The sequence below is a fragment of the Rhizomicrobium sp. genome, assembly GCA_037200385.1.
GTDB lineage: Bacteria > Pseudomonadota > Alphaproteobacteria > Micropepsales > Micropepsaceae > Rhizomicrobium.
In genome coordinates, this window is record JBBCGL010000001.1 from 618,852 (window position 1) to 641,471 (window position 22,620).

The window sequence follows — 22,620 nt, forward strand, 5'->3', positions numbered from 1 at the left end:
AGTCCGTGATGCGTATCCCTCAACTTGCAAGACGGGAGACGAGATATGAACATCACCGGGAAATGGACTTATCGCAGCTACAACAACGATCCGGCCCTGGTCGGCGGCGATGCCAACAAGGCACTGGCGCTGATCTTCGGCGAAGGGATCATGACCCTGACCGTCGGCTATGGCGGCGCGATCCATGGCACGTTCGACATGGGCGGCGGCTATCTCATGGACCTCATGGGACTGGTCAAGCCGAACACGTCGCCGGTCACCGTCACCATGGAAGGCAAGGGCCGCGCCAACACGCCGACGGCGGGATGGATCTACGACTATTTGGGCTATGCCGTTCCGGCCTGGCCGCATGGCGTGCATCAGCGCGATGCCATCGTGGGCAGCGTCATCCGCGCCGTGCCGCACAACGGCCAGCCGGCCGGCGTGACGGCGTCGACGATCATGGTCCGCGACGACGTGGGACGGGCGCGCTAGAGATTCGGCGCGCCCGCCGCCATACTGGGCTCCTGAACTCATAGGGGATGCCCATGAAGGCGAGATTCCTGTCCGCCACCGCGCTCGCCGCGGTGCTGGCGGCCGCCGTCGCGATCGGCGTGGCGAAGACGTCTTACGCCGACACCGTCCAGCCGACAGCGGCCGAAGCCGTGGCATTCGTCGCCAAGGCCGAAGCCGATCTGGCGAAGGAGGCCGAATACCAGAGCCGCGCGGCATGGGTGCAGGCGACCGACATCACGGACGACACCAATTGGCTGGTCGCCAAGGCCAACGCCGAGAACACCGACATGCAGGTGCGCTATGCCAAGGCGGCGGCGCGCTTCGATCACGTCGCGGTCGACGGCGTCACGCGCCGCAAGCTCTACCTGCTCGAGCAGGCGCTGGTGCTGCCCGCGTCGTCCCGGCCCGGCGCGTCGCAGGAGCTCGCCGACATCGCCGCCCGGCTCGACAGCGATTATTCGACCGCAAAGTTCGTCTACCAGGGCAAGACCCTGACGCTCGACGACATGGAGGACATCCTCCGCACCTCGCGCGATCCGAACGAGACCAAGACGCTGTACGAAGGCTGGCGCGCGGTGTCCTCGCCGCAGATGAAGGCCGACTACACCCGGCTGGTCGCGCTGGCCAATGAAGGTTCGCGCGAGCTCGGCTATCCCGACACCGGTGCGCTCTGGCGCTCCTGGTACGATATGCCGCCCGACAAATTCGCGGCCAAGACCGATGCGCTGTGGGATCAGGTGCAGCCGCTCTACAACAAGCTCCACTGCTATGTCCGGGCCAGGCTGAACCGGAAATACGGGGACGCGGTGCAGCCCAAGACCGGTCCCATCCGCGCCGACCTCACCGGCAATATGTGGAGCCAGGATTGGGGCAACATCTATGACGTCGTCGCGCCGGCCGGCGGGCCCGGCCTCGGCTACGACCTGACGAAGCAGCTCGTCGATCGCGGCTATGACGCCGCGAAGATCGTCCATACCGCCGACAATTGGTACCAGTCGATCGGGCTGCCGCCGGAACCGCCGACCTTCTGGGTGCGCTCGATGATCACGCGGCCGCGCGATCGCGAGGTCGTGTGCCATGCGAGCGCCTGGGATATCGATGCGAAGGACGATCTGCGGGTGAAGGCGTGCTTCACCGTGACGGCGGACGATTTCTATACCGCGCATCACGAGCTGGGCCACAACATGTACCAGCGCGCCTACGACACCCAGCCCTTCCTGTTCCAGAACGGCGCCAATGATGGATTCCACGAGGCGATCGGCGATTTCGCCGGCCTGAACGCGCTGACGCCGGATTACCTCAAGACGGTGGGCCTGATCGACAAGGTGCCGGGGCCGCAGGCCGACATCCCCTACCTGCTGCGCATGGCGCTGGACAAGATTCCGATCCTCGCCTTCGCGATCATCGTCGACAAATGGCGCTGGGGGGTGTTCTCCGGCCGAATCACGCCCGAGCATTACAACGATGCGTGGTGGGCGCTGGTGGACAAGTACCAGTACCTCATGCCGCCGGGGCCGCGGCCGGCGAACGCGTTCGATCCGGGGGCAAAATTCCACATCGCCGACAACACGCCCTATGCCCGCTATTTCCTCGCGGACATCTACGAGTTCCAGTTCTATCGCGCGGCCTGCCGCCTGGCGCATTGGAAGGGGCCGCTCAACCGCTGCAGCATCTATGGGCGCAAGGATGTAGGGGCCAAGTTCGCGGCGATGCTGAAGCTGGGCCAGTCCAAGCCCTGGCCGGACGCGCTGTCGGCGTTCGGCGGCGAGCACGACATCGACGCCTCCGCGATCGCGGACTACTTCGCGCCCTTGTCGAAATGGCTCGACCAGGAGAATGCCGGCCGGGTCTGCACGCGGTCCTGAGCGGGACGGGCACACCGGCCCGGAGGTGCAGCGCGAACACACAGGTAGAGATTCTGGGACCGATTTCTCCTGTCCCATTTTGACAATCGGCAATGCGGTGCGAATCTGTGGATGCTTTCATGTGATTCGCGGGAATCAGAAGACTCCCGCGAATCGCGAAGGACCCGCAGAATGCGTGATCTCCAGCACCCGACATCTCCCGCGCCGCGCTGTCGGCGCGCCGCGGCGGCGTCGCGCGGGACGGACACGGCGGCGAAGGCAAAGGACGGCGGCGCGCCGCGTGCGCGCCGCGGCAGCTTGACGGCGCCACGCGCCGTCTGGCGGCGCTGCGAAATGGGAACGAACCATATCGCCTGTTTCGGTGTCTGGCGGTGCGGCACGCGCCGGCAGGCCGAACGCCTCAATTGCTCCGGGCTTACGCGATGGCACATGCCGCATCCCAGCGGCCTGCGGATCGTCTTGCCGGGAGAGCAGTATGAAGCCGTCAGCCAGGATTGACGTCCTCAGTCGTCAGTCCACGATTTCCCTGCCGTTCCGGCTGCATCCGATCTATGTCCCGCATATCGTGCTGGCGAGCCTGATCGTGCTGGCCTGGTCGGTCGACGGCGTGCTCGCGCTGCTGGGCTGGATCGGCGCCCTGTAAAAAAAGCGGGTCTCGCGCGCGGCGGCGTTTGCCGTCCGCCCGGCGATGACCCGCCTGGTCTTGTCGCTACGCGGCAGGCCAGCGGCGCGCCGCATCCGGCGGGCCGACAAGCACCTTCGCTTCAACCGCCACGGTCCCTTGCGGCCGTCTCCGCGCTGCCAGACCCTCGAGACGAGGCGGGAACCGCAGAGACGGTCACGCGGATGAGCACGAGCGCGCATCCCCGACCTGTATGTGCCCATGCTTCACGCGGTTAGATCATCGTATCCTCGAAGGCTTCGTCGCGGGAAAGGTAGGTCGTCCGCAGACGGAATATCAGCGGGGATAGCAAATTTAATGTTGGGGCGAATTCGCGAATGGAATCCGCGATGGCGCGTGGATTCGAAACGTCTAAAGACGCGAGTTATCCCCGCGGGGAAAATTCGGACTCATTCGGCGGCTTGTCCGGAGCGAATTGCTTCCACGTCGAAGCGCGGGCCTGCGCATCCCTCGACGGGCTCGGGATGAGGCGCCCGCGCAATCCTCACATCCTGAGCTTGTCGAAGGATGGGGCTGGCGAATCCATTTGAATGGCAGCCGCTCTAGGACAACTTCTCGCCGCGACCTTGCATCTGTTCCAGCCAGCGCGTGCGCAATCGCGGCGAGATCGTATCGACGCTGCCGATGAGGAGCGGCTCGCCGGCGGCGACGCCGCGCAGGGCGGGCCGCGTGTCCGGCCGGCCGCGATAGAAGAGGGCCGGCAGGCCCGAGGTGACGACGACATTCGCCGTCTTGTCGCCGGCGGGCTCGGGATGCAGATGCGCATTCAGGCGCGCGACCATGTCGAAGAGCTGGTGCAGTTCGGGCGGCGGCGCGCCGGCCCAGAGCGGATAGAAGATCGCGAGCTGGTCGGCGGCGCGCACCAGGCGGAAGGCCAGTTCCATCGCGTCGAGGGGTTCGCTGCCGGGCGCCTCGGCCAGGACGAGGGCCGAGAGCTGCAGGGCGCCGACATCCAGCCGCCTCGTCGCATTGCCGGCCGCACGGGCGCCGCGTTCATAAGCGTCGCACAAGGCGGCGCAGAAACGCTCGGGACGGGGATCGGGGTGGCCGTTGACGACCAGCACGCTGCGGTTCATGGCGTTCTGCCTTGGACTTGCGCCGGACAATGCGCCATCGCGCCGGCCGCCGCCTTGAGATTTCGCAACGCGGCGTCCCGTGTTAGGCCAAGGCGATGATCGCCCTGCCGATACCGCTGGTGACGCTCGACTATGTCGGCGTCGCCGTCTTCGCCGTCACCGGCGCGCTGGCGGCGGCACGCAACCGCCATGATGCGATCACCTTCGCGGCCTTCGCGATCCTCACCGGCGTCGGCGGCGGCACGCTGCGCGACCTGCTGATCGGCCAGCCGGTCTTCTGGGTGCATGCGAGCGGGTATATCTACGTATGCCTCGGCGCCGCCGCGGCGGTGTGGCTGGCGGGCGAGCGGCCCTGGCGCAGCAGCGCCCTGGTCTGGCTCGATGCCGTGGGCCTCGCCGCCTATGCGGTGCTGGGGGCCGCCAAGGCGCTTGGCGCCGGCGTTCCGCCGCCGGTCGCCGTGGCGATGGGGGCGCTGACCGCGACGTTCGGCGGAATCCTGCGCGACCTCTTCGCGGGCCAGCCTTCGGTGCTGCTAAGGCGAGAAATCTACATCACCGCAGCCGTGCTGGCCGCGGCGGTATATGTGGCCGCGAATGCGTTCGGGATGGATGCCCGCATCGCGGCGGTCGCGGCCTTCGCCGCCGGATTCGGGCTGCGGGCCGGCGCCATCGCGCGCGGCTGGACGCTGCCGGGGTTCGAGAAGTCGTAGCGGAATTCGCACTCGAATTTGCCCAATCAAAGTTGTCATCCCGGCCGGGCGGAGCGAGAGCGGGGAACCATTGAGACATTGCGCGACGGGTCCCGGCGCTGCGGATGCTTCCGCACCGCCCGGCCGGGATGACCGGTGGTGATTCAGCCAGAACGCAAATTGCTCTCGGGGTGGATGTCCGGCTGACCGGGGCGCAACGACGGCGTTGGCGCGACGCCTATTCCGAACCAACCCGAAGCCGCGCCGGCACCGCTGGACGCAGGCGGGACCTCGGCGCATGAATCGTGTGACGATTCTGTGAAGGATTTGTGATGCTCCGCTGGTTTCAGGCGCTCATGCCCAGGGAGGAACGGTTCTTCGGGCTGTTCAACCGCCATGCGGCGACTCTGGGCGACGGCGCGCTGGCACTGCGTGCCGTGCTGCAGGGCGGGGAGGGCGTGCCGGACGCCTGCCGCCGGGTGATGGAATTCGAGGACCAGGCCGACGGCATCGCGCGCGACGTGCTGCTGCTGACGCGGCGCTCCTTCATCACGCCGTTCGACCGCAGCGACATCAAGGAGCTGATCAACTCGCTCGACGACGCCATCGACCAGATGCAGAAGACCGCCAAGGCGATCCTGCTGTTCGAGGTGCGCGATTTCGAGCCGGAGATGGCGCAGATGGGCGATGTCATCGTCCAGACCGCGAGACTGACCGGCGAGGCGGTGGCGTTGATGGGCTCGGTGCGCGAGCAGGCGACCAGGCTCAACGCCCTGACCGAAGAGATCATCCGGCTGGAGGATCACGCGGACGGACTGCACGACCTGGGAATCAAGGTGCTTTACCTCAAGCATCGCGGCGGCAACGCGATGGAGTACATCGTCGGCATCGAAATCTACGACCATCTGGAAAAGGTCATGGACCGCTTCGAGGACGTCGCCAACCGCATCGGCGGCATCGTCATCGAGCAGGCCTAGGCGCCGTGGAACCGCTGCTCATCTTCCTCATCGTCGTCGCGCTGACCTTCGACTTCCTGAACGGGCTTCACGACGCGGCGAACTCCATCGCCACCATCGTGTCGACCCGGGTGCTGTCGCCGCGCTATGCGGTGTTCTGGGCGGCGTTCTTCAATTTCATCGCCTTCCTGGTGTTCGGGCTGCACGTCGCCAAGACGATCGGCACCGGCATCGTGGCGCCCGAGGTCATCACCGACCAGGTGATCTTCGGTGCCCTGATGGGCGCCATCGTGTGGAACGTCGTCACCTGGCTCGCCGGCATCCCGTCGTCGAGCTCACATGCCCTGGTCGGCGGGCTGGTCGGCGCCGGCGTCGCCCATGTCGGCTGGCATGCGGTGGTGTGGAGCGGGCTCGGCAAGACCATCGGCGCGATCTTCCTGTCGCCGGCGCTCGGCTTCGTGCTGGCGCTGCTGCTGGTCCTGATCCTGTCCTGGGCGTTCGTGCGATCGACGCCGGCGCGGGTCGACGGGCTGTTCCGCAAGGTGCAGTTCGTTTCCGCGTCGCTCTATTCGCTGGGCCATGGCGGCAACGACGCGCAGAAGACGATGGGCATCATCGCCGCGCTGCTGATGGCACATGGCGCCATCAAGGGCGAATTCCACGTGCCCTTCTGGGTCGTGCTGAGCTGCCAGGCCGCGATGGCGCTGGGGACTCTGTTCGGCGGCTGGCGCATCGTGCGTACAATGGGTTCGCGAATCACGCGATTGACGCCGTTCCAGGGCGTCTGCGCGGAAACGGCAGGATCGATCACCTTGTTCTTGGCGACAGGCCTCGGCATCCCGGTCTCGACCACCCACACGATCACGGGTGCGATCGTCGGCGTGGGGGCGGCGCGCCGGACCTCGGCGGTGCGCTGGAACGTGGCGAAAGACATTCTTATCGCCTGGGTGGTTACCATGCCTGCGGCGGGCGCGATCGGCGCCGCGTTCTATTGGCTGTTCGGGGCCATGACGTGAGACTTCGGGCATGAGAGCGAGCGCGACGGCGCCGCGCCTTGCGGCGGCAAAGAAGGCGACGGGCACGCAATATGCGGCGCTGCCCTATCGCGTGACCGAGGCGGGTGTCGAGATCCTGTTGATCACGACGCGGCGCACGCGGCGCTGGATCGTGCCCAAGGGCTGGCCGATCGAGGGTTTGACACCGGCCGCCACGGCGGCGCGCGAGGCGCTGGAAGAGGCGGGGATCAGCGGCGAGGTCGACACGGACGCGCTGGGCAGCTTCTCCTATCTGAAGGAGTTGCGCAGCGGCCTCAGTGTTCCTTGCCGGGTCGACGTCTTCCCGCTCAAGGTGACGCGGCAGCGCAAGACCTGGGCGGAGAAGGAGGCGCGCGAGGCGCGCTGGCTGCCGGCGACCGAGGCGGCCAAGGCCGTCATGGAGCCTGGGCTGAAACGGCTGATCATCAAGTTCGGTGCGCGCCTGGCGCCCAAGACTCATTAGTCCAGCACGTCCTGCGCGTCCTTGTGACGCCGGAACCAGGCGAAGGCGTAGGAACAAGTCGGGGTGATCTTGAAGCCTTCGGCGCGGGCCCGCGTCACGATCCCGTTCATCAGGCGGGATGCCGCGCCGGTGCCGCGCAGCGCCGGCGGCGCCTCGACATGCGGGATGACGACGTGCAGGCCGCTGCGATGATAGTTCGCGAAGGCGGTCTGCCCGTTCTCTTCGAGCTCGAAGCGGCGATAGTCGCGGTTGTCTTTGACGGTGCTCATGGCGTGGAAACGGCCGGACCCTCTACGGGTTGCGGATCGCGGCGGCCGCGAATCCGGTCGAGGACGAAGAACGGCGCATAATAGACCAAGGTCGAGGCGAGCCCCATCGCGATCAGCACCCCGACATACCAGGGCCAGGGCGGCATGAGGTCGAGGATGGTGGGGAAGGGCGGCTTGCGCCGCAGCATCCCGTAATTGGCGCCCGTCGCCCAGTCGAACAGGCCGGCGGTGCCGGCATAGACGAAGGTCCAGCCGATCGCGCGCGGCAGCGAGGCGGGGTAGGGCCGCATCCCGAGGCCGAAGGTCAGGTAGAGCACCGAGGCGATGATGCCGCCATGGAAGACGAAGAACAGCAGGAACTGGATGTCGGGGAAGTCGAGCTGGACGTCGGGCGTCAGCATGCCCTGCAGCGTTCCCGCCAGGGCCCAGAAATAGGCAAGCTCATAGGTCCGCTGGTTCGGGCGGAACAGGGTATAGACCGTGGCGACCGTCGCCCAGTCGCACAGGTTGAGCGGGAATGCGTTGTCGACCCCGAGCCAGCCCTTGCCGTGCAGCAGCAGCATCCAGCCGACCCAGTTGACGGTCATCGCGGCACCGAGCGTCCAGCGCAGGATTTTGTCCGCCTGCGGATGTTTCCGCGGCCGGACGAGCCAGGCGGCCAGGAGCGGCGCGACGAAGGGCAGCACCAGCGCGACGAGGTGCGAGCGGCCGAAAAGGGCGAAAGGCGCGGGGTGCATCATGTCACTTTGCCGCGAGCGGCTCCTCCCCCCGTTGTCACGGGGGAGGAGGAGCCGCTCCGCTGTCCGTCGAAAACCATGCGTCCGCTCCCCTATCTTTTGTGCGGAGTCTATCCGATTGTCGGGCCAGCAAAACCGAAAGGACTGCCCCATGAAATACCGCAAGCTCGGCGCCAGCGATCTCGACGTCTCGGAGATTTCCCTCGGATCGTGGCTGACTTATGGCGTCGGCGTGGAGAAAGACGGCGCCATCGCCTGCGTGAACCGCGCCTTCGAGCTCGGCATCAACTTCATCGACACGGCGAACGTCTATGGCCGCGGCGCGGCGGAGACCGTGCTGGGCGAGGCGCTGGCGGGGCGCAAGCGGGCGTCCTACATCCTGGCAACCAAGGTGTTCGGCGACATGGGCGGCGGCAATCAGGGCCTGTCGCGGGCCCAGATCGAGAAGCAGCTCGACGATTCGCTGAAGCGGCTGCGGGTCGATTTCGTCGACCTCTACCAGTGCCACCGCTACGATCCCAACACGCCGCTGGAGGAGACGATGACGGCGCTGACCGGCGCGGTGAAGAGCGGCAAGGTGCGCTGGCTCGGCTTCTCCGAATGGTCGCCGCAGCAGATCCAGGCCGCCGTCGCGATGACGGGCGTCGAGCATTTCGTCTCCAGCCAGCCGCAATATTCGCTGCTCTACCGGCGGCCCGAGGCGAAGGTGATCCCGCTGAGCGCCGCCAACGGGATCTCGCAGATCGTGTGGTCGCCGCTGGCGCAGGGCGTGCTGACCGGGAAGTACGATCCCAACTCGCCGCCGCCGGCCGGCACCCGCGCGACCTCCAGCGAGATGAGCAGCGCGATCGCGCGCTGGATGGAGAAGCCGGTGCTGGAGGCGGTGCAGAAACTGAAGCCGCTGGCGCAGGAGGCGGGGCTGACGCTCGGCCAGTTCGCGCTCGCCTGGGTGCTGCGCGAGCCCAATGTGGCGTCGGCGATCGTCGGCGCGAGCCGTCCCGAGCAGCTCGACGAGAACGCCGCGGCGAGCGGCGCCGAGGTCGATCCGGCGCTGTTCGCGAAGGCGGAAAGCATCATCGCGGAGGCGCTGCCGCGCACAGGGTGAGATGCTGACGGGCTTAACCCCTCACTTGTCATGGCCCGTAACAGCGGGCCATCCAGGTGCCCCCTCAGAACATTCGACAGTCATGGCGCACCAACTGGATGGCCCGGCTTTGCGGGCCATGACAGCAAGGGAACGGGAACAGCACCCCTTTCCCCAACGTCACGGTTGCGTTCCGTCGCGCGGCGCGATTTGCTCCCCGCCAAACAACGGGAGCACGCTCTATATGTCAGCCGCCTTGAAGCCAGAGCCCACCACCAAGGGCGCGGTGCCGTTTCTCGTCGTGCCGAAGGATGGCGCGGCGCCCTATCTCGCCGGATCGAAGTGCGGCAAGTGCGGCGAAGTCGTCGCCGGCACGCGGCTGACCTGCGGCAAGTGCGGCGCGCGCGCGGGCATGGCGCATGTCAAGCTGGGCAGCACCGGCACGCTCTATAATTTCACCGTCGTGTATCGCAATTTCCCGGGCGTGCCCGTGCCGTTCATCTCGGCCATCGTGGATGTCGATGGCGGCGGCACGCTGAAGGGCAACCTGCTCGGCGTGGAGCCCGATCCGGCGAAGATCAGATTCGACCTGCCGGTGAACATCGTGATCCGTCCGGTGCCGCAGAAGGACAAGGACGGCAATTCCTATCTCGCCTATTTCTTCGAACCGCGCGCCTGAAGGAGGCACAGCCATGAGCAACGACGTCTACGTCGTCGGTACCGACATGATCAAGTTCGGGCGCTTTCCCGAACGCAGCGTGCCCGAGCTGGGCGCCCAGGCGGCGCTGATGGCGCTGGACGATTGCGGCCTCACCATCCAGGACTGCCAGGCGGTCTATAGCGGCAACCTGTTCGAGGCCTCGGGCGGCGTCGGCCAGCGCATCCTGCGCGAGATCGGCCAGACCGGCGTGCCGGTGGTGAACGTCGCGAACGCCTGCGCCACCGGTGCCACCGCGTTCCGCGAAGGCTGGATGGCGATCAAGGCCGGCGTCTACGACATCGTGCTGTGCGTCGGCTCGGAGCAGATGGGCAGCGGCCTGCTGGGCGGCGGCGGCGGTTCGAAGGGCATCCCGACCGAGGGCCTGCTGGGCTCCGGCACCATGCCCTCGGTCTTCGCGCATGTCGGCCTCGAGCACACCCGCCAATACGGCACGACCTTCGAGCAGTTCGCCAAGGTGTCGGTGAAGAACCACCACCACTCGACGCTCAATCCGAAGGCGATGTACCAGAAGGAAACACCGCTGGAGGAGGTGATGGGCGCGGAGATGATCTCCTATCCCAACACCAAGCTGATGTGCTCGGTAAACGTCGACGGCTCGGCCGCGGCGGTGCTGTGCTCGGAGAAGAAGGCGAAGGAGCTGGGCCTGATGGGACGCGCGGTGAAGGTGCGGGCCTCGGCGCTGACCTCCGATCCCTACACGCCGCGCAACATCGCGATGATGGATTTCAATGCGGTGACGCGCCTGGCGGCCAAGACGGCTTATGAGATGGCGGGGCTGGGGCCGGACGAGGTCGACCTGATCGAGCTGCACGACTGCTTCGCCACGGCCGAGCTGGTGCATTACGAGAATCTCGGCCTGTGCAAGGACGGCGAGGCCGGCCAGCTCATCGACACGGGCGCCACCAGCCTCGGCGGCAGGATTCCGGTGAACGTCTCGGGCGGGCTGCTCTCCAAGGGCCATCCGCTGGGCGCGACGGGAATCGCGAACATCTACGAGATCACCACGCATCTGCGGGGCGAAGCGGGCAACCGCCAGGTCGACGGCGCGCGAATCGGCCTGACCCATGTGGTCGGCGCCGGCAGCGCTTGTGCGGTGCACATCCTGGAAAAAGCGTAACGCATAGCTGCCCTGCAAGACTCCGGCGCGCGGCGGGCGTAATGTCCCGCTGCGTTTCGCCTTGGGGGGCTGGTCGTGAAGCGTTTCCTGGTGGCTTTTGCCGTGCTGCTATGCGCGGCCACTACCGCATTCGCGACGGCCGCTACCGTCGCGGGCGCTTCGGGACCGAAGCCCGAGCGCACCGTCGTGGTCGTGATGTTCGACGGCTTCGCGCCGGCGGAGCTCGACGCGACGCACGGCACGCCGGCCTTCGACCGGCTGAAGCGCGAGGGCGCCTGGTCGCGCCATCTGGTGCCGGCCTTCCCGACCATCTCGCTGATCAACCACACGACCTTCCTGACCGGCTGCTGGCCGGAGCATCACGGGATCCTGTCGAACATCTTCGTCGATCCCAAGCTCGGCCGCTTCGGCGCGGAGGGCGGTGACGCGGGCGACGCGAAATGGCGCACCGGCTGCGAGACGATCTGGGAGGCGGCGGAGCGCCAGGGCGTGCGGAGCGCGGCGTTCAACTTCGTCAGCCGCTGGTCGAGCAAGACCGGGGCGCGCGCCACCTACATCAATCCCGAAGTGCCGTGGAAGCAGCACGAGAGCGACGAGACCATCATCGAGCGCGCCCTCAAGCTGCTGAAGGACAATGGCCCCAAGCATCCGCGCCTGATCGCCCTCTATTTCTCCATTCCCGACAGCGTCGCGCACCAATACGGCGTGACGGGCGCGGAGACGCAGGCCGCGGTGCGGCGCGCCGATGCGATCACGGGGCGTCTGATGGCCGCGATCAAGGCGCTGCCGCCGAACCGCGAGGCGACGCTGGTGGTCGGCACCGATCACGGGATGATGGATGTCGGGCCGCTGATCAATCTGGGCCGCATCCTCGCCGAGAATCACATCAAAGCCGACCAGGCGACGGACGGCGCCAGCGCCTATATCTATGTCGACAAGGGCGAGAGCGTCGATCGGGTCGAGACGGCGCTGAAGGCCTATCCCGATCTCTTCGCCGTCTATCGCAAGGGGCACTATCCCGCCTATGCGCATCTGGGGAGCGGACCGCGGGCCGGCGACCTGCTGCTCGTCACCCATCCGCCCTATTGGATGGCGGGACCGGAGCTGTTTCCCGCCTGGACGAAATGGCTTGGGGTGAACTGGTTCTGGCCGCTGTCCTTCAAGCCGATCACCGTGCCGCTGAAGGCGACGCATGGCTATGATCCGCATATCGTGCAGATGCACGGCATCTTCTATGCCTGGGGCGCCGGCGTGACGCCGGGCGAGGTCAAGCGGCTGGACCAGATCGACGTGCATCCGACGGTGATGACGCTGCTCGGCCTGGCGCCGGGCCGGCCGCTGGACGGGCATCCGATCGCCGCCGTGCGCGCGCCTTAGAAGAATGCCCTCCGCATGACACCGGGAGGAAGGGGCAGCGCCAGGATTTGTACTCAAGCGGAGCCTTGATCCCTTGCGCCATGGGCGGGTCAACCCCGCCCATGACAGCCTTTCTTGCAATGCAATCGAGGCCCCAACCTAGTCCTCCAGCTCCACCACCACCGCTTCGCCGTTTTCCAGGGCTATCGCGAGATCGCCTTTTCGCAGGAGCAGCGCGTCGTTGCCGAAGACCTGGGCGCGCCAGCCGTGCAGGGCGGGGACGCCTTCGTCTTCCTCGGCCGCCAGGCGCTCGATATCGTCGGCATTGGCGATCAGGCGCGGCGCGACGCCCACCGCTTCGGCGCGCAGCCGCAGCAGCGTCTTGAGCAGGTCGACCGCCGCCTGGCTGGGCTCGCGGCGGCGGCGCGGGCGGTCGTGCTCCAGGGGCTCGGGCGGCGTGGCGTGGCGGCCTTCCTCGATCGCGTCCATCAGCGTCTTGCCGAGCCGCGAATTGGCAAAGCCCTTGGGCACGGCGCGGATGCGCTCCAGCGCATCGGCGCTCTCGGGCGGATGGGCGGCGATCTCCATCAGCGCTTCGTCCTTGAGGACGCGGCCGCGCGGGATGTCGCGCGCCTGCGCCTCGCGCTCGCGCCACGCGGCCAGCGCGGCGATCATCGCGAGGAAGCGCTTGTTGCTGGTGCGCGGCTTGAGCCGCTTCCACGCACCTTCGGGATGCAGGGCATAGAGGTCGGGATCCTGCAGCGCGGAGATCTCCTCCTGCACCCAGCTCGCGCGGTTGGTCTTCTCGAGATTCTTCTTCAGGTATTCGTAGATCGTGCGCAGATGCGTGACGTCGCCGATCGCGTAGTCGAGCTGCTTCTGGCTCAGGGGCCGGCGCGACCAGTCGGTGAAGCGCGACGACTTGTCGATCTCGACGCGCGCGATCTTGCGGCACAGCGTTTCGTAGGAGGCGGCGTCGCCGAAGCCCGCGACCATCGCGGCGATCTGGCTGTCGAACAGCGGGTCGGGGATCATGCCGCCCTGGTGGTGGAATATCTCGATGTCCTGCCGCGCCGCGTGCAGCACCTTCACGATGCCGGGCGTCTTGAGCAGGTCGTAGAAGGGCGTGAGGTCGATGCCGTCGGCCAGGGGATCGATGATCGCCTCGAAGCCCGGTGCCGCCACCTGGATCAGGCAGAGCTTGGGCCAATAGGTCTGGTCGCGCATGAACTCGGTGTCGAGCGCAAGATAGGGCGCGCCGGCCAGGTCGGCCACCAGCCCCTTCAAATCCTCAGTGTTGTCCACGATCCGCATGGGACCGTGATAGCGGATTCTCCTCCGGGACGCTCGCGGCTATTTGGCTTTCAGACCCACCGTCCGGCCCGGGATGCCGGCGGCGTCGAAATAGCGGACGCCGGCAGCGTCCTGGTATTCGAGGACCGTCCGCAGGCCGCCCGCCGCGGCCGGAGCCTGGAGCCTGCCGGCCGTGAAGGCGACCGGCTTGCCGCCCCCCAGGGCCTCAGTCGCCGGCCGTCCGGGCAGGCTGCCGGGACCGGCCAGCGTCAGGCCCAGGATATGGGCCAGGGTCGGGGCGATATCGGCATTGCTGACCGGGCTGGGGTCGACGAAGCCCTTTTTGAAGTCCGGCCCCATGGCGGCCATGAAGTTGCGGGTGTCAGCCCGGCTGAAGGTGCCGTGCATGCCCTGGCCGGTGTGAAGCGAGGTATCGGCGATCTCGGCGGCGCAGAGCAGGGGGCTGGCCTGCTTGCAGCCCTTGGCGAGGAAGGAGCGGAAGCCGATCACGATGGCGGGCTGCGGCACGGTCGCGGCGCCGATCAGGTTGATCTTGCTCATCGGCAAGGCGCCCGCGAAGGCGGCCGGATCCGCCGCCAGCAGCGTGTCGTTGACGAACAGCGCGCCGACATAAGGCTTGGCGACCAGGCTGGCGTAGACCGCCTTCGCAACCGGCGCACCGGCCGGCGTGTAGACGAAATCGGTGCCGCCATTGCTCGCGACAATGGCCTGCGGCGCGTCGGGCGCGGGGCCGATCAGCGCGTTGCCCTGCACGGGACGGTCGCCGTCTTCGCGGAGGATCTCCGCATTGGCGCGGTCGGGATCGAACAGCTTCTGGCCGCCCAGCGCCTCGGCGACGTCGAAGGCGAGGAAGCCCTGGGGCAGCGACGCGGGCGGGGTGCCGCCCTGCGCGTCCGGGATGCCCTTGGCGATGGTCGAGAAGCCGTGGTCGGCGGTGACGAAGACGTCGGTGTTCGCCAGCAGGCCCTGGGCTTCGAGCGCGTCGAGGATCGCCTTGAGGTTGTTGTCGGCATTGGCGATGGCGGCGCGTGCATTGGGGCTGTTGATGCCGGGAACGAGGCGGCCTTCGCTGTCGATCGCGCTGTGCTGGGTGGCGTCGGGATCGCGCGACCAGAACACCAGCACGAAGGGCTTGCCGGAGAGCTTGAGATTGGGGATCACGGCCTGCGTCGCGGCGGTGACGAGATAGGCCTGCTGCACCAGGTTGGGCGCCGCGGTCAGGGCCGGCGCACCCTCGCCGGTGAAGGCGAAGACGTCGGCGCCGAGGCCGCCCTTGAGCATCGTGCTCCGGGTCGGCGTGCCGTCGGCATTGAGCTCGCGGTTGGTGGCGTCGTCGACGAACAACCCGTTCTTGTCGTCGACCTTCGCGCCGGCGCTGTCCAGCGAGGCGAGGTCCTGGAGCGCGGCCGGACCGCGCTTGCCGAAGATCGCGGTGTTGAAGCCGGCGGCGCGCGCCGTGCCGACCAGCGTCGCCTGGCCCATATAGCCGCTGCCGAAATGACCCTTCACGTCGCGCAGGATGCAGTCGTCCTCGAGGAAGGTGACGACGGCACCGAGCCGGCAGGGAACCGGGAAGTCTGTGAACAGCGTGTTGCCGTAATCGCCGGTGTCGCCGAGATAGTGGCCGGTCGCGATCGCCGAGGCATTGGCGGTGGTGACGGTCGGATAGATCGAATGGCTGTTGGCGAAGTCCACGCCCTGCTTGCGGATGCGGTACAGCGTCGGCGCGGTCTGCGGCGTCACGCTGTCATAGCGCAGGCCGTCGGCGATGAAGATCAGGACGTTGCGCGGCGGCCTGGCCGGCGCCGGCTGGGCCTGTGCGCCCGCGGCAAGGGCGAAAGCGGCGGCGAGGAGGGCGAGGGCACGCAGACGCGGCAGAAGCATGGACGGGATTCCCCTGTGGCTGCGGTAGCTTAAAGCCCTTATTTGCGACAGTTGCATTATGCCCGCGCGGCCCTTGACCGGGCCCGCGATACCCGTCAAACACCAGCGTTTTCAAAGGTTTCTCGCCATGCATGCCTATCGCACCCACACTTGCGGCCAGCTTCGCAAGGACGATGTCGGGCAGACCGTCCGGCTCTCGGGCTGGGTCAACCGGCGGCGCGACCATGGCGGGCTGCTGTTCATCGACCTGCGCGACCATTACGGCATCACGCAATGCGTGATCGAGCCGGGCGAGGCGGCGTTCGCGGAATGCGACAAGGCGCGCTCGGAATGGGTGCTGACGCTGACCGGCAAGGTCGTCGCGCGCTTCGCCGAGGTCGTCAACAAGGACCTGCCGACCGGCGAGATCGAGATCCGCATCGAGACGGTGACGGTGCAGGCGACCGCGCCCGAACTGCCGCTGCCGGTGTTCGGCGACCTCGAATATCCCGAGGAGACGCGGCTCAAATACCGCTTCCTCGACCTGCGGCGCGAACGGCTGCACAAGAACATCGTGCTGCGCAGCAAGATCATCCAGTCGCTCCGCACGCGGATGATCGGGCAGGGCTTCACCGAATTCCAGACGCCGATCCTCACCGCCAGCTCTCCGGAAGGGGCGCGCGACTTCCTGGTGCCGAGCCGGCGCTATCCCGGGCATTTCTACGCGCTGCCGCAGGCGCCGCAGCAGTTCAAGCAGCTCATCATGGTGGCGGGCTTCGACCGCTATTTCCAGATCGCGCCCTGCTTCCGCGACGAGGACGGCCGCGCCGACCGCTCGCCGGGCGAGTTCTACCAGCTCGATATGGAGATGAGCTTCGTCACCCAGCAGGACGTGTTCGACGCGATCCAGCCGGTGCTGCTCGACACCTTCGGCGAATTCGCGGACGGGCGGAAGGTCCATGCCGAGGTGCCGCACATCACCTATGAGGACGCGGCGCTGCTCTACGGGACGGACAAGCCGGACCTGCGCAACCCGATCCGGATCTGCGACGTGTCGGACGTGTTCGGGCGCGACGACGTGGCGTTCAAGGCGTTCAAGAGCAAGACGGTGCGCGCCATCCCGGCGCCCGGCGCCGCGAGCCAGCCGCGCTCCTTCTTCGACAAGCTGAACGAGTGGGCGCGGAGCGAAGGCGCGGCGGGACTGGGCTATGTCCAGTTCGAGGCGGATGGCGACCGGCTGACCGGCAAGGGGCCGATCGCGAAATTCATTCCCGAGGCGGCGCTGGCGGAGCTGGTCGCGCGCGCCGGGATCAAGGCGGGCGACGCACTGTTCTTCTCGGCCGACGCCAAGACCGAGCGCGCCGCCAAGCTGGCCGGCTTGGCGCGCACCCGCATCGGCACCGAGCTCAAGCTGATCGAGGAAGGCGTCTTCAAGTTCTGCTGGATCGTCGACATGCCGATGTATGAGTGGAACGAGGACGAGAAGCGCGTCGATTTCGGGCACAACCCGTTCTCGCTGCCGCAGTTCGAGACCCCGGCCTTCATGCAGCTCGACGCCGAGCGCGACCGCGAGACCATTCTCGGGATCAAGGTCTTCCAGTACGACATCGTGTGCAACGGCTACGAGATGCTGTCGGGCGCGGTGCGCAACCGCGATCCGGAGGTGATGCTCAAGGCGTTCGAGATCGCCGGCCATGGCCGCGACTTCACGGAAGCCAAGTTCGGCGGCATGCTGAACGCCTTCCGCCACGGGGCGCCGCCGCATGGCGGCTGCGCGGTGGGGCTGGAGCGCGTCGTGATGCTGCTCGCCGGCGAGGAGAACATCCGCGAGGTCACGATGTTCCCGATGAACCAGCAGGGCCAGGACCTGCTGATGAACGCGCCGACCGAGGTGCTGCCCAAGCAGCTGCGCGAACTGCATATCCGCGTGGTGCAGCCCGAAAAGGTGTGACGCCCCTGTTTCCTCCCGCGGTTACGGGGGGAGGCGCCACGCGACGCCGAGACGGACGGGGCGAGCGCCGCGCCGGCCCTTCCCCGCGTCCGCCCGGAAAGTTCGGCTTGGCAACGGAGATGCACCGGCCGGACGGGCTTTCGCTCATCTTCGCGATGCGCGTGTCCTGTATTCGAATTGCGGATTACAAGCATTATACAGTACAGCCTTAAGTATTCAGAATATTTCTGCAGAATAGAAGTCGCCAATATTGCCACGACGTAACATTAGACTTATAGTTGCATCGCCTTCGAGACAGGGGATGCTCCAATGACAACACGGAAATTGGACCTGCAGGTTGATCGGCAGGCCATTCGCGAGGTTCTTGCCACGCTGCAGAAGCCGGGTGCGGAGAACGAATGGTGCGTTGCCTGCGGCGCCGGCGCGGCGTCTTCCAAGCTGGATTACCCGGGCGAGATCGTCGCCTCGCTTGGAAAGCAACTCACCGAACCGGCCGTTCTCAAGGATTTCATCAACCAGCTCTCAGATCGGGCGCGGCTGGAGCAGGATTGGTGCGTGGCTTGCGGCGCAGGCGCCGCCGCATCGCCCCTCGCGCGGATATCCGATCCGGCGACGCTCAGCGATGCCGTCGTGGACGAGATTGCCGCAAAACTCATATCCGCCGTCAAGCTGGGTTAGGCATATGCCACAACCTTGGCAGGGCAAGGGTGCGCTGATCGACGACGGTTCGCCGCCGCCGAAGCTGGACACCATACATTTCAATGCGACCAAGACTTGCAATCTCGGCTGCGCCTTTTGCTACGACAAGGCGATCCGCGGCAAGACGGAGAACCTGCCGCTCGATATTGTCGAGCAGATCGCCGCCGATGCGGCCGAACTGGGGGCGCGACGGGTCATCCTGTCGGGCGGTGAGCCCATGGCGCGCACCGACTGGCGGGATGTGGCCAGAATTTTCGATATGCAGGGCATGGAAATATCCCTGGCGACCAACGGTACGTTGATCACGGAATCGGTCGCGCAATTTCTTTCCGGGCTCAAGCATGTGACGCTGTCCATCTCCATCGACGGCGGGCGCGAAATCCACGATCGGTTGCGCGACCAGCAAGGCGCCTACGACCGCACGCTGAGCGGGCTCGCGCATCTGCGCGCGGCCGGCGTCGACTTCGATATGAACGCGACGATCTTCAAGGCCAATCTGGCGGACGTCCCGCAATTGACGAAGATTTCGCGGGATTTCGACAGCAATATGCGGTTCTCGCTGCTGCATCCCAATGGCCGCGGCGAAACGATGGCCGCCAAGGAATTGTCGGCGGAGCAGATTTTCGAGCTGCGCGAATACTGCCACACGATGCGCAAGCTCGGCGTGAAGGTGTTCATCAACCTTCCGCCGCTGCTGCAGTATCTCGATGAGATCATTCCCGCCCGCGGTGCGGCCTGCGGCTGGGCGGTGAACTTCTGCGGCGTGCTATCGAATGGCGATGTCACGATCTGCGGCGTGGCGAGCGACGAGCCGGATCTCGTCGCCGGCAACGTCAAGCAGACGCGGTTCCGCGACATCTGGAGCATGTCGCCGCTCTTTCGCCACACGCGCGCGCTCGACACGCGCAAGATCGAGGGAATTTGCGGACGCTGTCCGTTCAACACGTTTTGCGGTGGGGCCTGCCGGTTGTCGGCGTTCCGCGAGCACGACGACTTCCTCGCGCCTTATGCGCTCTGCCAGAAGTTCTACGACGAGGGATACATTCCGGAAGGCATTCTGGACAGCCAACCGGCTGTCGCACCGCACTGAGCGCTCAACCGAGATTGGTACGGATTTCCCGCAGGCTCGATTCGACGAATGCGGCTTGGCGTTGCTCGTCCATCCGCGCGGCGATCAGCTTCTCCGCGGCGGCGGCGGCGGCGTCGGCCGCCAGGGTGCGGATCTCGGCGAGCGCGGCGGCTTCGGCCTGGGCGATCTTGCTCTGCGCCTGGGCGGCGCGGCGCTCGATCTGCAGGCTCAGCGCGGCGCGGGCGTCGGCGGCGAAGCGGTCGGCCTCGGCGCGGGCCTCGGTCACGATGGCCTCGGCCTCACGCTCGGCGCTGGCGGCGCGGGCCTGGAAGCCGGCGAGCATCGCCTGCGCTTCTTCCCGCAGGCGGCGGGCTTCGTCGAGCTCGGCCTTGATGCCGGCGGCGCGGCTGTCGAGCTGGCCGGCGACCATCTTGGGCACGCGGACATAGAGCAGCAGGGCGATCACCAGCACGAAGCCGACGGCGACCCACAGCTCCGGTTCTTTGAGGATGTCCATCGGTCAGGCTCCGGTTGCGGCGCGCACGGCGGCGGCGGCTTCGTCGGCCGGGACGGTCTCGCCGGTGAGGTGGACGACGATCTGGATCGCCGCCTCCTCGGCCGCCTTGACGACCTGAACCCGCGCGGCGCCGCGCGAGGCGGCGATGCGGGCTTCGGCCTGGGCGATCTCGCCCTGGGCCTTGGCGTCCGCCGCCGCCTTCTCGCGGTCGATCTCGCCGCCGATCGTCTTGCGGTTGCTGTCCGCCAGCGAGAGGGCGCGGGCCCGGGCGCCGGCGAGCGCGGTCTGGTAGGCCACGGACGCCGCCTCGGCATCGCCGCGGTGCTTCTGCGCCTCGGCGAGGTCGCGGTTGATCTGGCCGCGCCGCGTGGTGATGACGCCGGCGATGCGCGGCCCGGCCACGCGCCACAGCACGACGAACAGGAACGCGAAGGTGATCACGAGCCAGAAGATCTGGCTCGGGAACGTCGAGGTGTCGAACGGGGGAAAGCCCCCCGTCTCCTTCGCGCCCGGCGCGTGCTGCGTCGTGGCGGTCGTGCTGTCGGCGGCGGCCATCGGGCTTACTTGAAGAGGATGATGAGCGCGATCACGAGACCGAACAGGCCGGTCGCCTCGCACAGCGCGAAGCCGAGCAGCAGGTTCGTGGTCTGGGTCGCGGCGGCGCCCGGATTGCGCAGCGCGCCCGAGAGGTAGCTGCCGAACACGTTGCCGATGCCGATGCCGGCGCCGACGAGCGCGATGCAGGCCAGGCCCGCGCCGATCATCTGTGCTGCTTGAACGCTCATGATGGTATCCCTTCTGGTGTCTAGTGATGGTCGTGGAGGTGGAGAGCTTCGTTCAGATAGATGCAGGTGAGGATCGCGAACACATAGGCCTGCAGGAACGCGACAAGCAGCTCGAGCAGCATGATGGCCACGATCAGCGCCATCGGCGCGATGGAGAGCAGCGAGAGCGCGCCGCCGGCGCCGCCCAGCAGGATCACGAAGCCCGCGAACACCGCGAGCAGGGTGTGGCCGGCCAGCATGTTGGCGAACAGACGCACCGAGAGGCTGATGGGGCGGGTGAGGAAGGAGATCACCTCGATCGGCACCAGCAGGAGGAGGAGCGCGAAGGGCGCCTTGGGCACGAACAGCTTGAGGAAGCCGAGGCCGTGACGGGCGAAGCCGGTCACCACGACCATCAGGATCACCAGCGAGGCGAGGGTCAGGGTGACCGCGATCTGGCTGGTGACGGTGAAGGTGAACGGGATCATCCCGAAGAAGTTGCTGAACAGCACGAAGATGAAGAGGGTGAAGACGAAGGGGAAGAATTTCAGCCCGTCTTCGCCGGTCGCCGTGTTGATCATGTTGGCGACGAACTCGTAGGACATCTCCGCCATCGATTGCGCGCGCGACGGCACCAGCGCGCCCTTCGACATCGCGAGCGTGAGGAACGCCGACGCGGCCAGCACGACGACGATCATGAACAGCGCCTGGTTGGTGAAGAAGATCGGATGGCCGGCGATGCTGAAGAGCGGATGCTCCAGCAGCGGCTTCACCTCGAACTGCTCCATGGGGTTCATGGCCACGGTCAACGCTCCTCGCCGTCCTTCGCCGACGGCGCGGAACCCGCGATGTCGGCATTGATCTCGTTTGCGGCGCGCAGCACGCCGCGGATTCCCGCCGCCGCGCCCAGCACGACCAGCACGATGAGGAAGACCGGCTTGGTGTGGACACCGAAATGCCCGAACGTCCAGTCGATGCCCCATCCCAGTGCGCCGCCCACCAGCAGCGCCGCCACGAGCTCCGTCGCGAAACGGAAGGCGATGCCCATCTGCGTCGGCGGCGGGCGCGTGGCGCCCGTCGCATGCTTCGCCTGGGCTTCATCGAGCCGCTTGCCCAACTCGCGCAGCTTTCCTGGGTCCTGAGCGGCCACGCCCAAACTCCCGTTCTGTGCCGAAATTCCGCGCGAAACCGGCCTTCGCGGCTCCCCGAAGGCGGGCGGAACATAGGGTTGGGTCCGGAAGGTGTCAATAACGCAAGAAACGCATTAAACGGTTGGTTCCAAAGGGCGATTTCGAGGCGCGGCGATATGCGCGCAAGTATCTGCTCAGGACAATTCGACCAGACGAATCCCGGTTTCGAAATGCGCCAAAATCTCGGCGAGCGATTCTTCAAACCGGCGCAGCAGAAGACTGTTTGCGCAATTGCCCAATCGCACCAGGACGATGCGCGGCCCAGGCAATGAGGCGTGAAGTTCGATGAAATCCTGATCCTTTGTGATGATGATGGCGCTGTTTTCGATCGCATAGCGGCAAATCTCAGGGTCGGATGCCGTCCCGAAATTCAGATCGATGGCGTGGACGGCATTGTGCCCTTTTGCTCGCAGCAGCTTGGCCAGTTGCGGCGGAATGTGGACGTCGCAGATGAATGCGGCGCCCATTGCCGATTATTCGGCGGCTTTGATGATCGGATGATCAAGCACCGCTGCGGCGTATGTGATGGCCGCCCGGATGTCGTCCGCTTCGAGAAAATCGAAATCGACAAGAATCTCTTCCGCGGTCATCCCGCCGGCGAGCATCTGTAAGATGTCGACCACACGCATGCGCATGCCGCGAATGCACGGGTGACCGTGGCACTGGTCGGCGCGGATGGTGATGCGCTTCAGAAGGTCTTCCGCCATAC

Annotated in this window: 26 protein-coding genes; 14 read left to right on the plus strand and 12 right to left on the minus strand. The window is 66.7% G+C overall.

Annotated features, from left to right (window positions below):
- Nucleotides 1–45 precede the first annotated feature (45 nt).
- The 3 genes from WDM91_02820 (at nt 46) to WDM91_02830 (ending at nt 3,003) form a co-directional block, all read left to right on the plus strand.
- On the plus strand, nt 46–474 hold the full coding sequence (locus tag WDM91_02820; protein ID MEI9993502.1) for a hypothetical protein: 429 nt from the start codon (nt 46–48) through the stop codon (nt 472–474).
- A gap of 53 nt (nt 475–527) precedes the next feature.
- Complete coding sequence (locus tag WDM91_02825) at nt 528–2,360, plus strand: M2 family metallopeptidase (GenBank protein ID MEI9993503.1); 1,833 nt, start codon at nt 528–530, stop codon at nt 2,358–2,360.
- 475 nt (nt 2,361–2,835) lie between these two features.
- Nucleotides 2,836–3,003, plus strand: coding sequence for a hypothetical protein (locus tag WDM91_02830; GenBank protein MEI9993504.1), 168 nt, complete (start codon nt 2,836–2,838; stop codon nt 3,001–3,003).
- A 581-nt stretch (nt 3,004–3,584) separates the two neighbouring features.
- Here the strand turns inward: WDM91_02830 and WDM91_02835 are convergent.
- On the minus strand, nt 3,585–4,118 hold the full coding sequence (locus WDM91_02835; GenBank protein MEI9993505.1) for an NAD(P)H-dependent oxidoreductase: 534 nt from the start codon (nt 4,116–4,118) through the stop codon (nt 3,585–3,587).
- 95 nt (nt 4,119–4,213) lie between these two features.
- Here WDM91_02835 and WDM91_02840 point away from each other — a divergent pair, with 95 nt between their 5' ends.
- The 4 genes from WDM91_02840 (at nt 4,214) to WDM91_02855 (ending at nt 7,260) form a co-directional block, all read left to right on the plus strand.
- A complete protein-coding gene (locus WDM91_02840) occupies nt 4,214–4,828 on the plus strand; it encodes a trimeric intracellular cation channel family protein (protein MEI9993506.1) in 615 nt (204 codons plus the stop codon).
- Between the two features lie 311 nt (nt 4,829–5,139).
- Nucleotides 5,140–5,784, plus strand: a complete 645-nt coding sequence (locus WDM91_02845) for a DUF47 domain-containing protein (GenBank protein MEI9993507.1) — start codon at nt 5,140–5,142, stop codon at nt 5,782–5,784.
- 5 nt (nt 5,785–5,789) lie between these two features.
- On the plus strand, nt 5,790–6,779 hold the full coding sequence (locus tag WDM91_02850; GenBank protein MEI9993508.1) for an inorganic phosphate transporter: 990 nt from the start codon (nt 5,790–5,792) through the stop codon (nt 6,777–6,779).
- 10 nt (nt 6,780–6,789) lie between these two features.
- Nucleotides 6,790–7,260 carry an NUDIX hydrolase gene (locus WDM91_02855; GenBank protein MEI9993509.1) on the plus strand — a complete coding sequence of 157 codons (471 nt, stop codon included), beginning with the start codon at nt 6,790–6,792 and terminating at the stop codon, nt 7,258–7,260.
- Here WDM91_02855 and WDM91_02860 read toward each other — a convergent pair.
- Entirely contained in the window at nt 7,257–7,529 is a 273-nt protein-coding gene (locus tag WDM91_02860) for a GNAT family N-acetyltransferase (GenBank protein MEI9993510.1), read from the minus strand. The two genes, WDM91_02855 and WDM91_02860, sit on opposite strands and share 4 nt — an antisense overlap.
- A complete protein-coding gene (locus WDM91_02865; protein MEI9993511.1) occupies nt 7,526–8,269 on the minus strand; it encodes a TIGR02206 family membrane protein in 744 nt (247 codons plus the stop codon). The genes WDM91_02860 and WDM91_02865 overlap by 4 nt, the downstream gene beginning before the upstream one ends.
- 148 nt (nt 8,270–8,417) lie before the next feature.
- On the opposite strand from WDM91_02865, the gene WDM91_02870 reads away from it, so the two are divergent.
- From WDM91_02870 to WDM91_02885, 4 genes are all read left to right on the plus strand, one after another.
- The gene (locus WDM91_02870) at nt 8,418–9,371 is read left to right on the plus strand and encodes an aldo/keto reductase family protein (GenBank protein MEI9993512.1); all 954 of its coding nucleotides are present in this window, start codon (nt 8,418–8,420) and stop codon (nt 9,369–9,371) included.
- Between the two features lie 223 nt (nt 9,372–9,594).
- Nucleotides 9,595–10,029 (plus strand): OB-fold domain-containing protein, encoded by a 435-nt coding sequence (locus WDM91_02875; protein ID MEI9993513.1) that lies wholly within the window; start codon nt 9,595–9,597, stop codon nt 10,027–10,029.
- A gap of 13 nt (nt 10,030–10,042) precedes the next feature.
- On the plus strand, nt 10,043–11,188 hold the full coding sequence (locus tag WDM91_02880; protein ID MEI9993514.1) for a thiolase family protein: 1,146 nt from the start codon (nt 10,043–10,045) through the stop codon (nt 11,186–11,188).
- A gap of 75 nt (nt 11,189–11,263) precedes the next feature.
- Complete coding sequence (locus tag WDM91_02885) at nt 11,264–12,565, plus strand: ectonucleotide pyrophosphatase/phosphodiesterase (protein ID MEI9993515.1); 1,302 nt, start codon at nt 11,264–11,266, stop codon at nt 12,563–12,565.
- A 138-nt stretch (nt 12,566–12,703) separates the two neighbouring features.
- On the opposite strand, the gene rnd is transcribed toward WDM91_02885, so the two are convergent.
- Entirely contained in the window at nt 12,704–13,849 is a 1,146-nt protein-coding gene (rnd, locus tag WDM91_02890) for a ribonuclease D (protein MEI9993516.1), read from the minus strand.
- 48 nt (nt 13,850–13,897) lie between these two features.
- On the minus strand, nt 13,898–15,742 hold the full coding sequence (locus tag WDM91_02895; GenBank protein MEI9993517.1) for an alkaline phosphatase family protein: 1,845 nt from the start codon (nt 15,740–15,742) through the stop codon (nt 13,898–13,900).
- A gap of 127 nt (nt 15,743–15,869) precedes the next feature.
- Between WDM91_02895 and aspS the strand changes: the two genes are divergently transcribed.
- The 3 genes from aspS to WDM91_02910 all read left to right on the plus strand — a co-directional run bounded on the left by aspS (nt 15,870) and on the right by WDM91_02910 (nt 19,461).
- Nucleotides 15,870–17,672 (plus strand): aspartate--tRNA ligase, encoded by a 1,803-nt coding sequence (gene aspS / locus WDM91_02900; GenBank protein MEI9993518.1) that lies wholly within the window; start codon nt 15,870–15,872, stop codon nt 17,670–17,672.
- A gap of 309 nt (nt 17,673–17,981) precedes the next feature.
- Nucleotides 17,982–18,350: a hypothetical protein gene (locus tag WDM91_02905; GenBank protein MEI9993519.1), complete on the plus strand. Its 369-nt coding sequence runs from the start codon at nt 17,982–17,984 to the stop codon at nt 18,348–18,350.
- Between the two features lie 4 nt (nt 18,351–18,354).
- Complete coding sequence (locus tag WDM91_02910) at nt 18,355–19,461, plus strand: radical SAM protein (GenBank protein MEI9993520.1); 1,107 nt, start codon at nt 18,355–18,357, stop codon at nt 19,459–19,461.
- A gap of 4 nt (nt 19,462–19,465) precedes the next feature.
- Here WDM91_02910 and WDM91_02915 read toward each other — a convergent pair whose 3' ends face one another.
- The 7 genes from WDM91_02915 to WDM91_02945 all read right to left on the minus strand — a co-directional run bounded on the left by WDM91_02915 (nt 19,466) and on the right by WDM91_02945 (nt 22,618).
- A complete protein-coding gene (locus WDM91_02915) occupies nt 19,466–19,957 on the minus strand; it encodes an ATP F0F1 synthase subunit B (protein ID MEI9993521.1) in 492 nt (163 codons plus the stop codon).
- A 3-nt stretch (nt 19,958–19,960) separates the two neighbouring features.
- Complete coding sequence (locus WDM91_02920) at nt 19,961–20,512, minus strand: hypothetical protein (GenBank protein MEI9993522.1); 552 nt, start codon at nt 20,510–20,512, stop codon at nt 19,961–19,963.
- A 5-nt stretch (nt 20,513–20,517) separates the two neighbouring features.
- The gene (locus WDM91_02925; protein MEI9993523.1) at nt 20,518–20,742 is read right to left on the minus strand and encodes a F0F1 ATP synthase subunit C; all 225 of its coding nucleotides are present in this window, start codon (nt 20,740–20,742) and stop codon (nt 20,518–20,520) included.
- Nucleotides 20,743–20,762: 20 nt separating this feature from the next.
- Nucleotides 20,763–21,518, minus strand: coding sequence for a F0F1 ATP synthase subunit A (locus tag WDM91_02930; GenBank protein ID MEI9993524.1), 756 nt, complete (start codon nt 21,516–21,518; stop codon nt 20,763–20,765).
- 8 nt (nt 21,519–21,526) lie between these two features.
- Nucleotides 21,527–21,871, minus strand: a complete 345-nt coding sequence (locus tag WDM91_02935) for an AtpZ/AtpI family protein (protein MEI9993525.1) — start codon at nt 21,869–21,871, stop codon at nt 21,527–21,529.
- Between the two features lie 174 nt (nt 21,872–22,045).
- Nucleotides 22,046–22,378 (minus strand): DUF5615 family PIN-like protein, encoded by a 333-nt coding sequence (locus tag WDM91_02940; GenBank protein ID MEI9993526.1) that lies wholly within the window; start codon nt 22,376–22,378, stop codon nt 22,046–22,048.
- Between the two features lie 6 nt (nt 22,379–22,384).
- Nucleotides 22,385–22,618 carry a DUF433 domain-containing protein gene (locus tag WDM91_02945; protein MEI9993527.1) on the minus strand — a complete coding sequence of 78 codons (234 nt, stop codon included), beginning with the start codon at nt 22,616–22,618 and terminating at the stop codon, nt 22,385–22,387.
- Nucleotides 22,619–22,620: the final 2 nt, after the last annotated feature.

What these genes read in the sequence shown, in the direction of transcription:
- WDM91_02820 (MEI9993502.1), top strand. Translation starts at nt 46, where the DNA reads ATGAACATCACCGGGAAATGGACTTATCGCAGCTACAACAACGATCCG.
- WDM91_02825 (MEI9993503.1), top strand. Translation starts at nt 528, where the DNA reads ATGAAGGCGAGATTCCTGTCCGCCACCGCGCTCGCCGCGGTGCTGGCG.
- WDM91_02830 (MEI9993504.1), top strand. Translation starts at nt 2,836, where the DNA reads ATGAAGCCGTCAGCCAGGATTGACGTCCTCAGTCGTCAGTCCACGATT.
- WDM91_02835 (MEI9993505.1), bottom strand. Translation starts at nt 4,118, where the DNA reads ATGAACCGCAGCGTGCTGGTCGTCAACGGCCACCCCGATCCCCGTCCC.
- WDM91_02840 (MEI9993506.1), top strand. Translation starts at nt 4,214, where the DNA reads ATGATCGCCCTGCCGATACCGCTGGTGACGCTCGACTATGTCGGCGTC.
- WDM91_02845 (MEI9993507.1), top strand. Translation starts at nt 5,140, where the DNA reads ATGCTCCGCTGGTTTCAGGCGCTCATGCCCAGGGAGGAACGGTTCTTC.
- WDM91_02855 (MEI9993509.1), top strand. Translation starts at nt 6,790, where the DNA reads ATGAGAGCGAGCGCGACGGCGCCGCGCCTTGCGGCGGCAAAGAAGGCG.
- WDM91_02860 (MEI9993510.1), bottom strand. Translation starts at nt 7,529, where the DNA reads ATGAGCACCGTCAAAGACAACCGCGACTATCGCCGCTTCGAGCTCGAA.
- WDM91_02865 (MEI9993511.1), bottom strand. Translation starts at nt 8,269, where the DNA reads ATGATGCACCCCGCGCCTTTCGCCCTTTTCGGCCGCTCGCACCTCGTC.
- WDM91_02870 (MEI9993512.1), top strand. Translation starts at nt 8,418, where the DNA reads ATGAAATACCGCAAGCTCGGCGCCAGCGATCTCGACGTCTCGGAGATT.
- WDM91_02875 (MEI9993513.1), top strand. Translation starts at nt 9,595, where the DNA reads ATGTCAGCCGCCTTGAAGCCAGAGCCCACCACCAAGGGCGCGGTGCCG.
- WDM91_02880 (MEI9993514.1), top strand. Translation starts at nt 10,043, where the DNA reads ATGAGCAACGACGTCTACGTCGTCGGTACCGACATGATCAAGTTCGGG.
- WDM91_02895 (MEI9993517.1), bottom strand. Translation starts at nt 15,742, where the DNA reads ATGCTTCTGCCGCGTCTGCGTGCCCTCGCCCTCCTCGCCGCCGCTTTC.
- aspS (MEI9993518.1), top strand. Translation starts at nt 15,870, where the DNA reads ATGCATGCCTATCGCACCCACACTTGCGGCCAGCTTCGCAAGGACGAT.
- WDM91_02905 (MEI9993519.1), top strand. Translation starts at nt 17,982, where the DNA reads ATGACAACACGGAAATTGGACCTGCAGGTTGATCGGCAGGCCATTCGC.
- WDM91_02910 (MEI9993520.1), top strand. Translation starts at nt 18,355, where the DNA reads ATGCCACAACCTTGGCAGGGCAAGGGTGCGCTGATCGACGACGGTTCG.
- WDM91_02915 (MEI9993521.1), bottom strand. Translation starts at nt 19,957, where the DNA reads ATGGACATCCTCAAAGAACCGGAGCTGTGGGTCGCCGTCGGCTTCGTG.
- WDM91_02920 (MEI9993522.1), bottom strand. Translation starts at nt 20,512, where the DNA reads ATGGCCGCCGCCGACAGCACGACCGCCACGACGCAGCACGCGCCGGGC.
- WDM91_02925 (MEI9993523.1), bottom strand. Translation starts at nt 20,742, where the DNA reads ATGAGCGTTCAAGCAGCACAGATGATCGGCGCGGGCCTGGCCTGCATC.
- WDM91_02930 (MEI9993524.1), bottom strand. Translation starts at nt 21,518, where the DNA reads ATGAACCCCATGGAGCAGTTCGAGGTGAAGCCGCTGCTGGAGCATCCG.
- WDM91_02940 (MEI9993526.1), bottom strand. Translation starts at nt 22,378, where the DNA reads ATGGGCGCCGCATTCATCTGCGACGTCCACATTCCGCCGCAACTGGCC.
- WDM91_02945 (MEI9993527.1), bottom strand. Translation starts at nt 22,618, where the DNA reads ATGGCGGAAGACCTTCTGAAGCGCATCACCATCCGCGCCGACCAGTGC.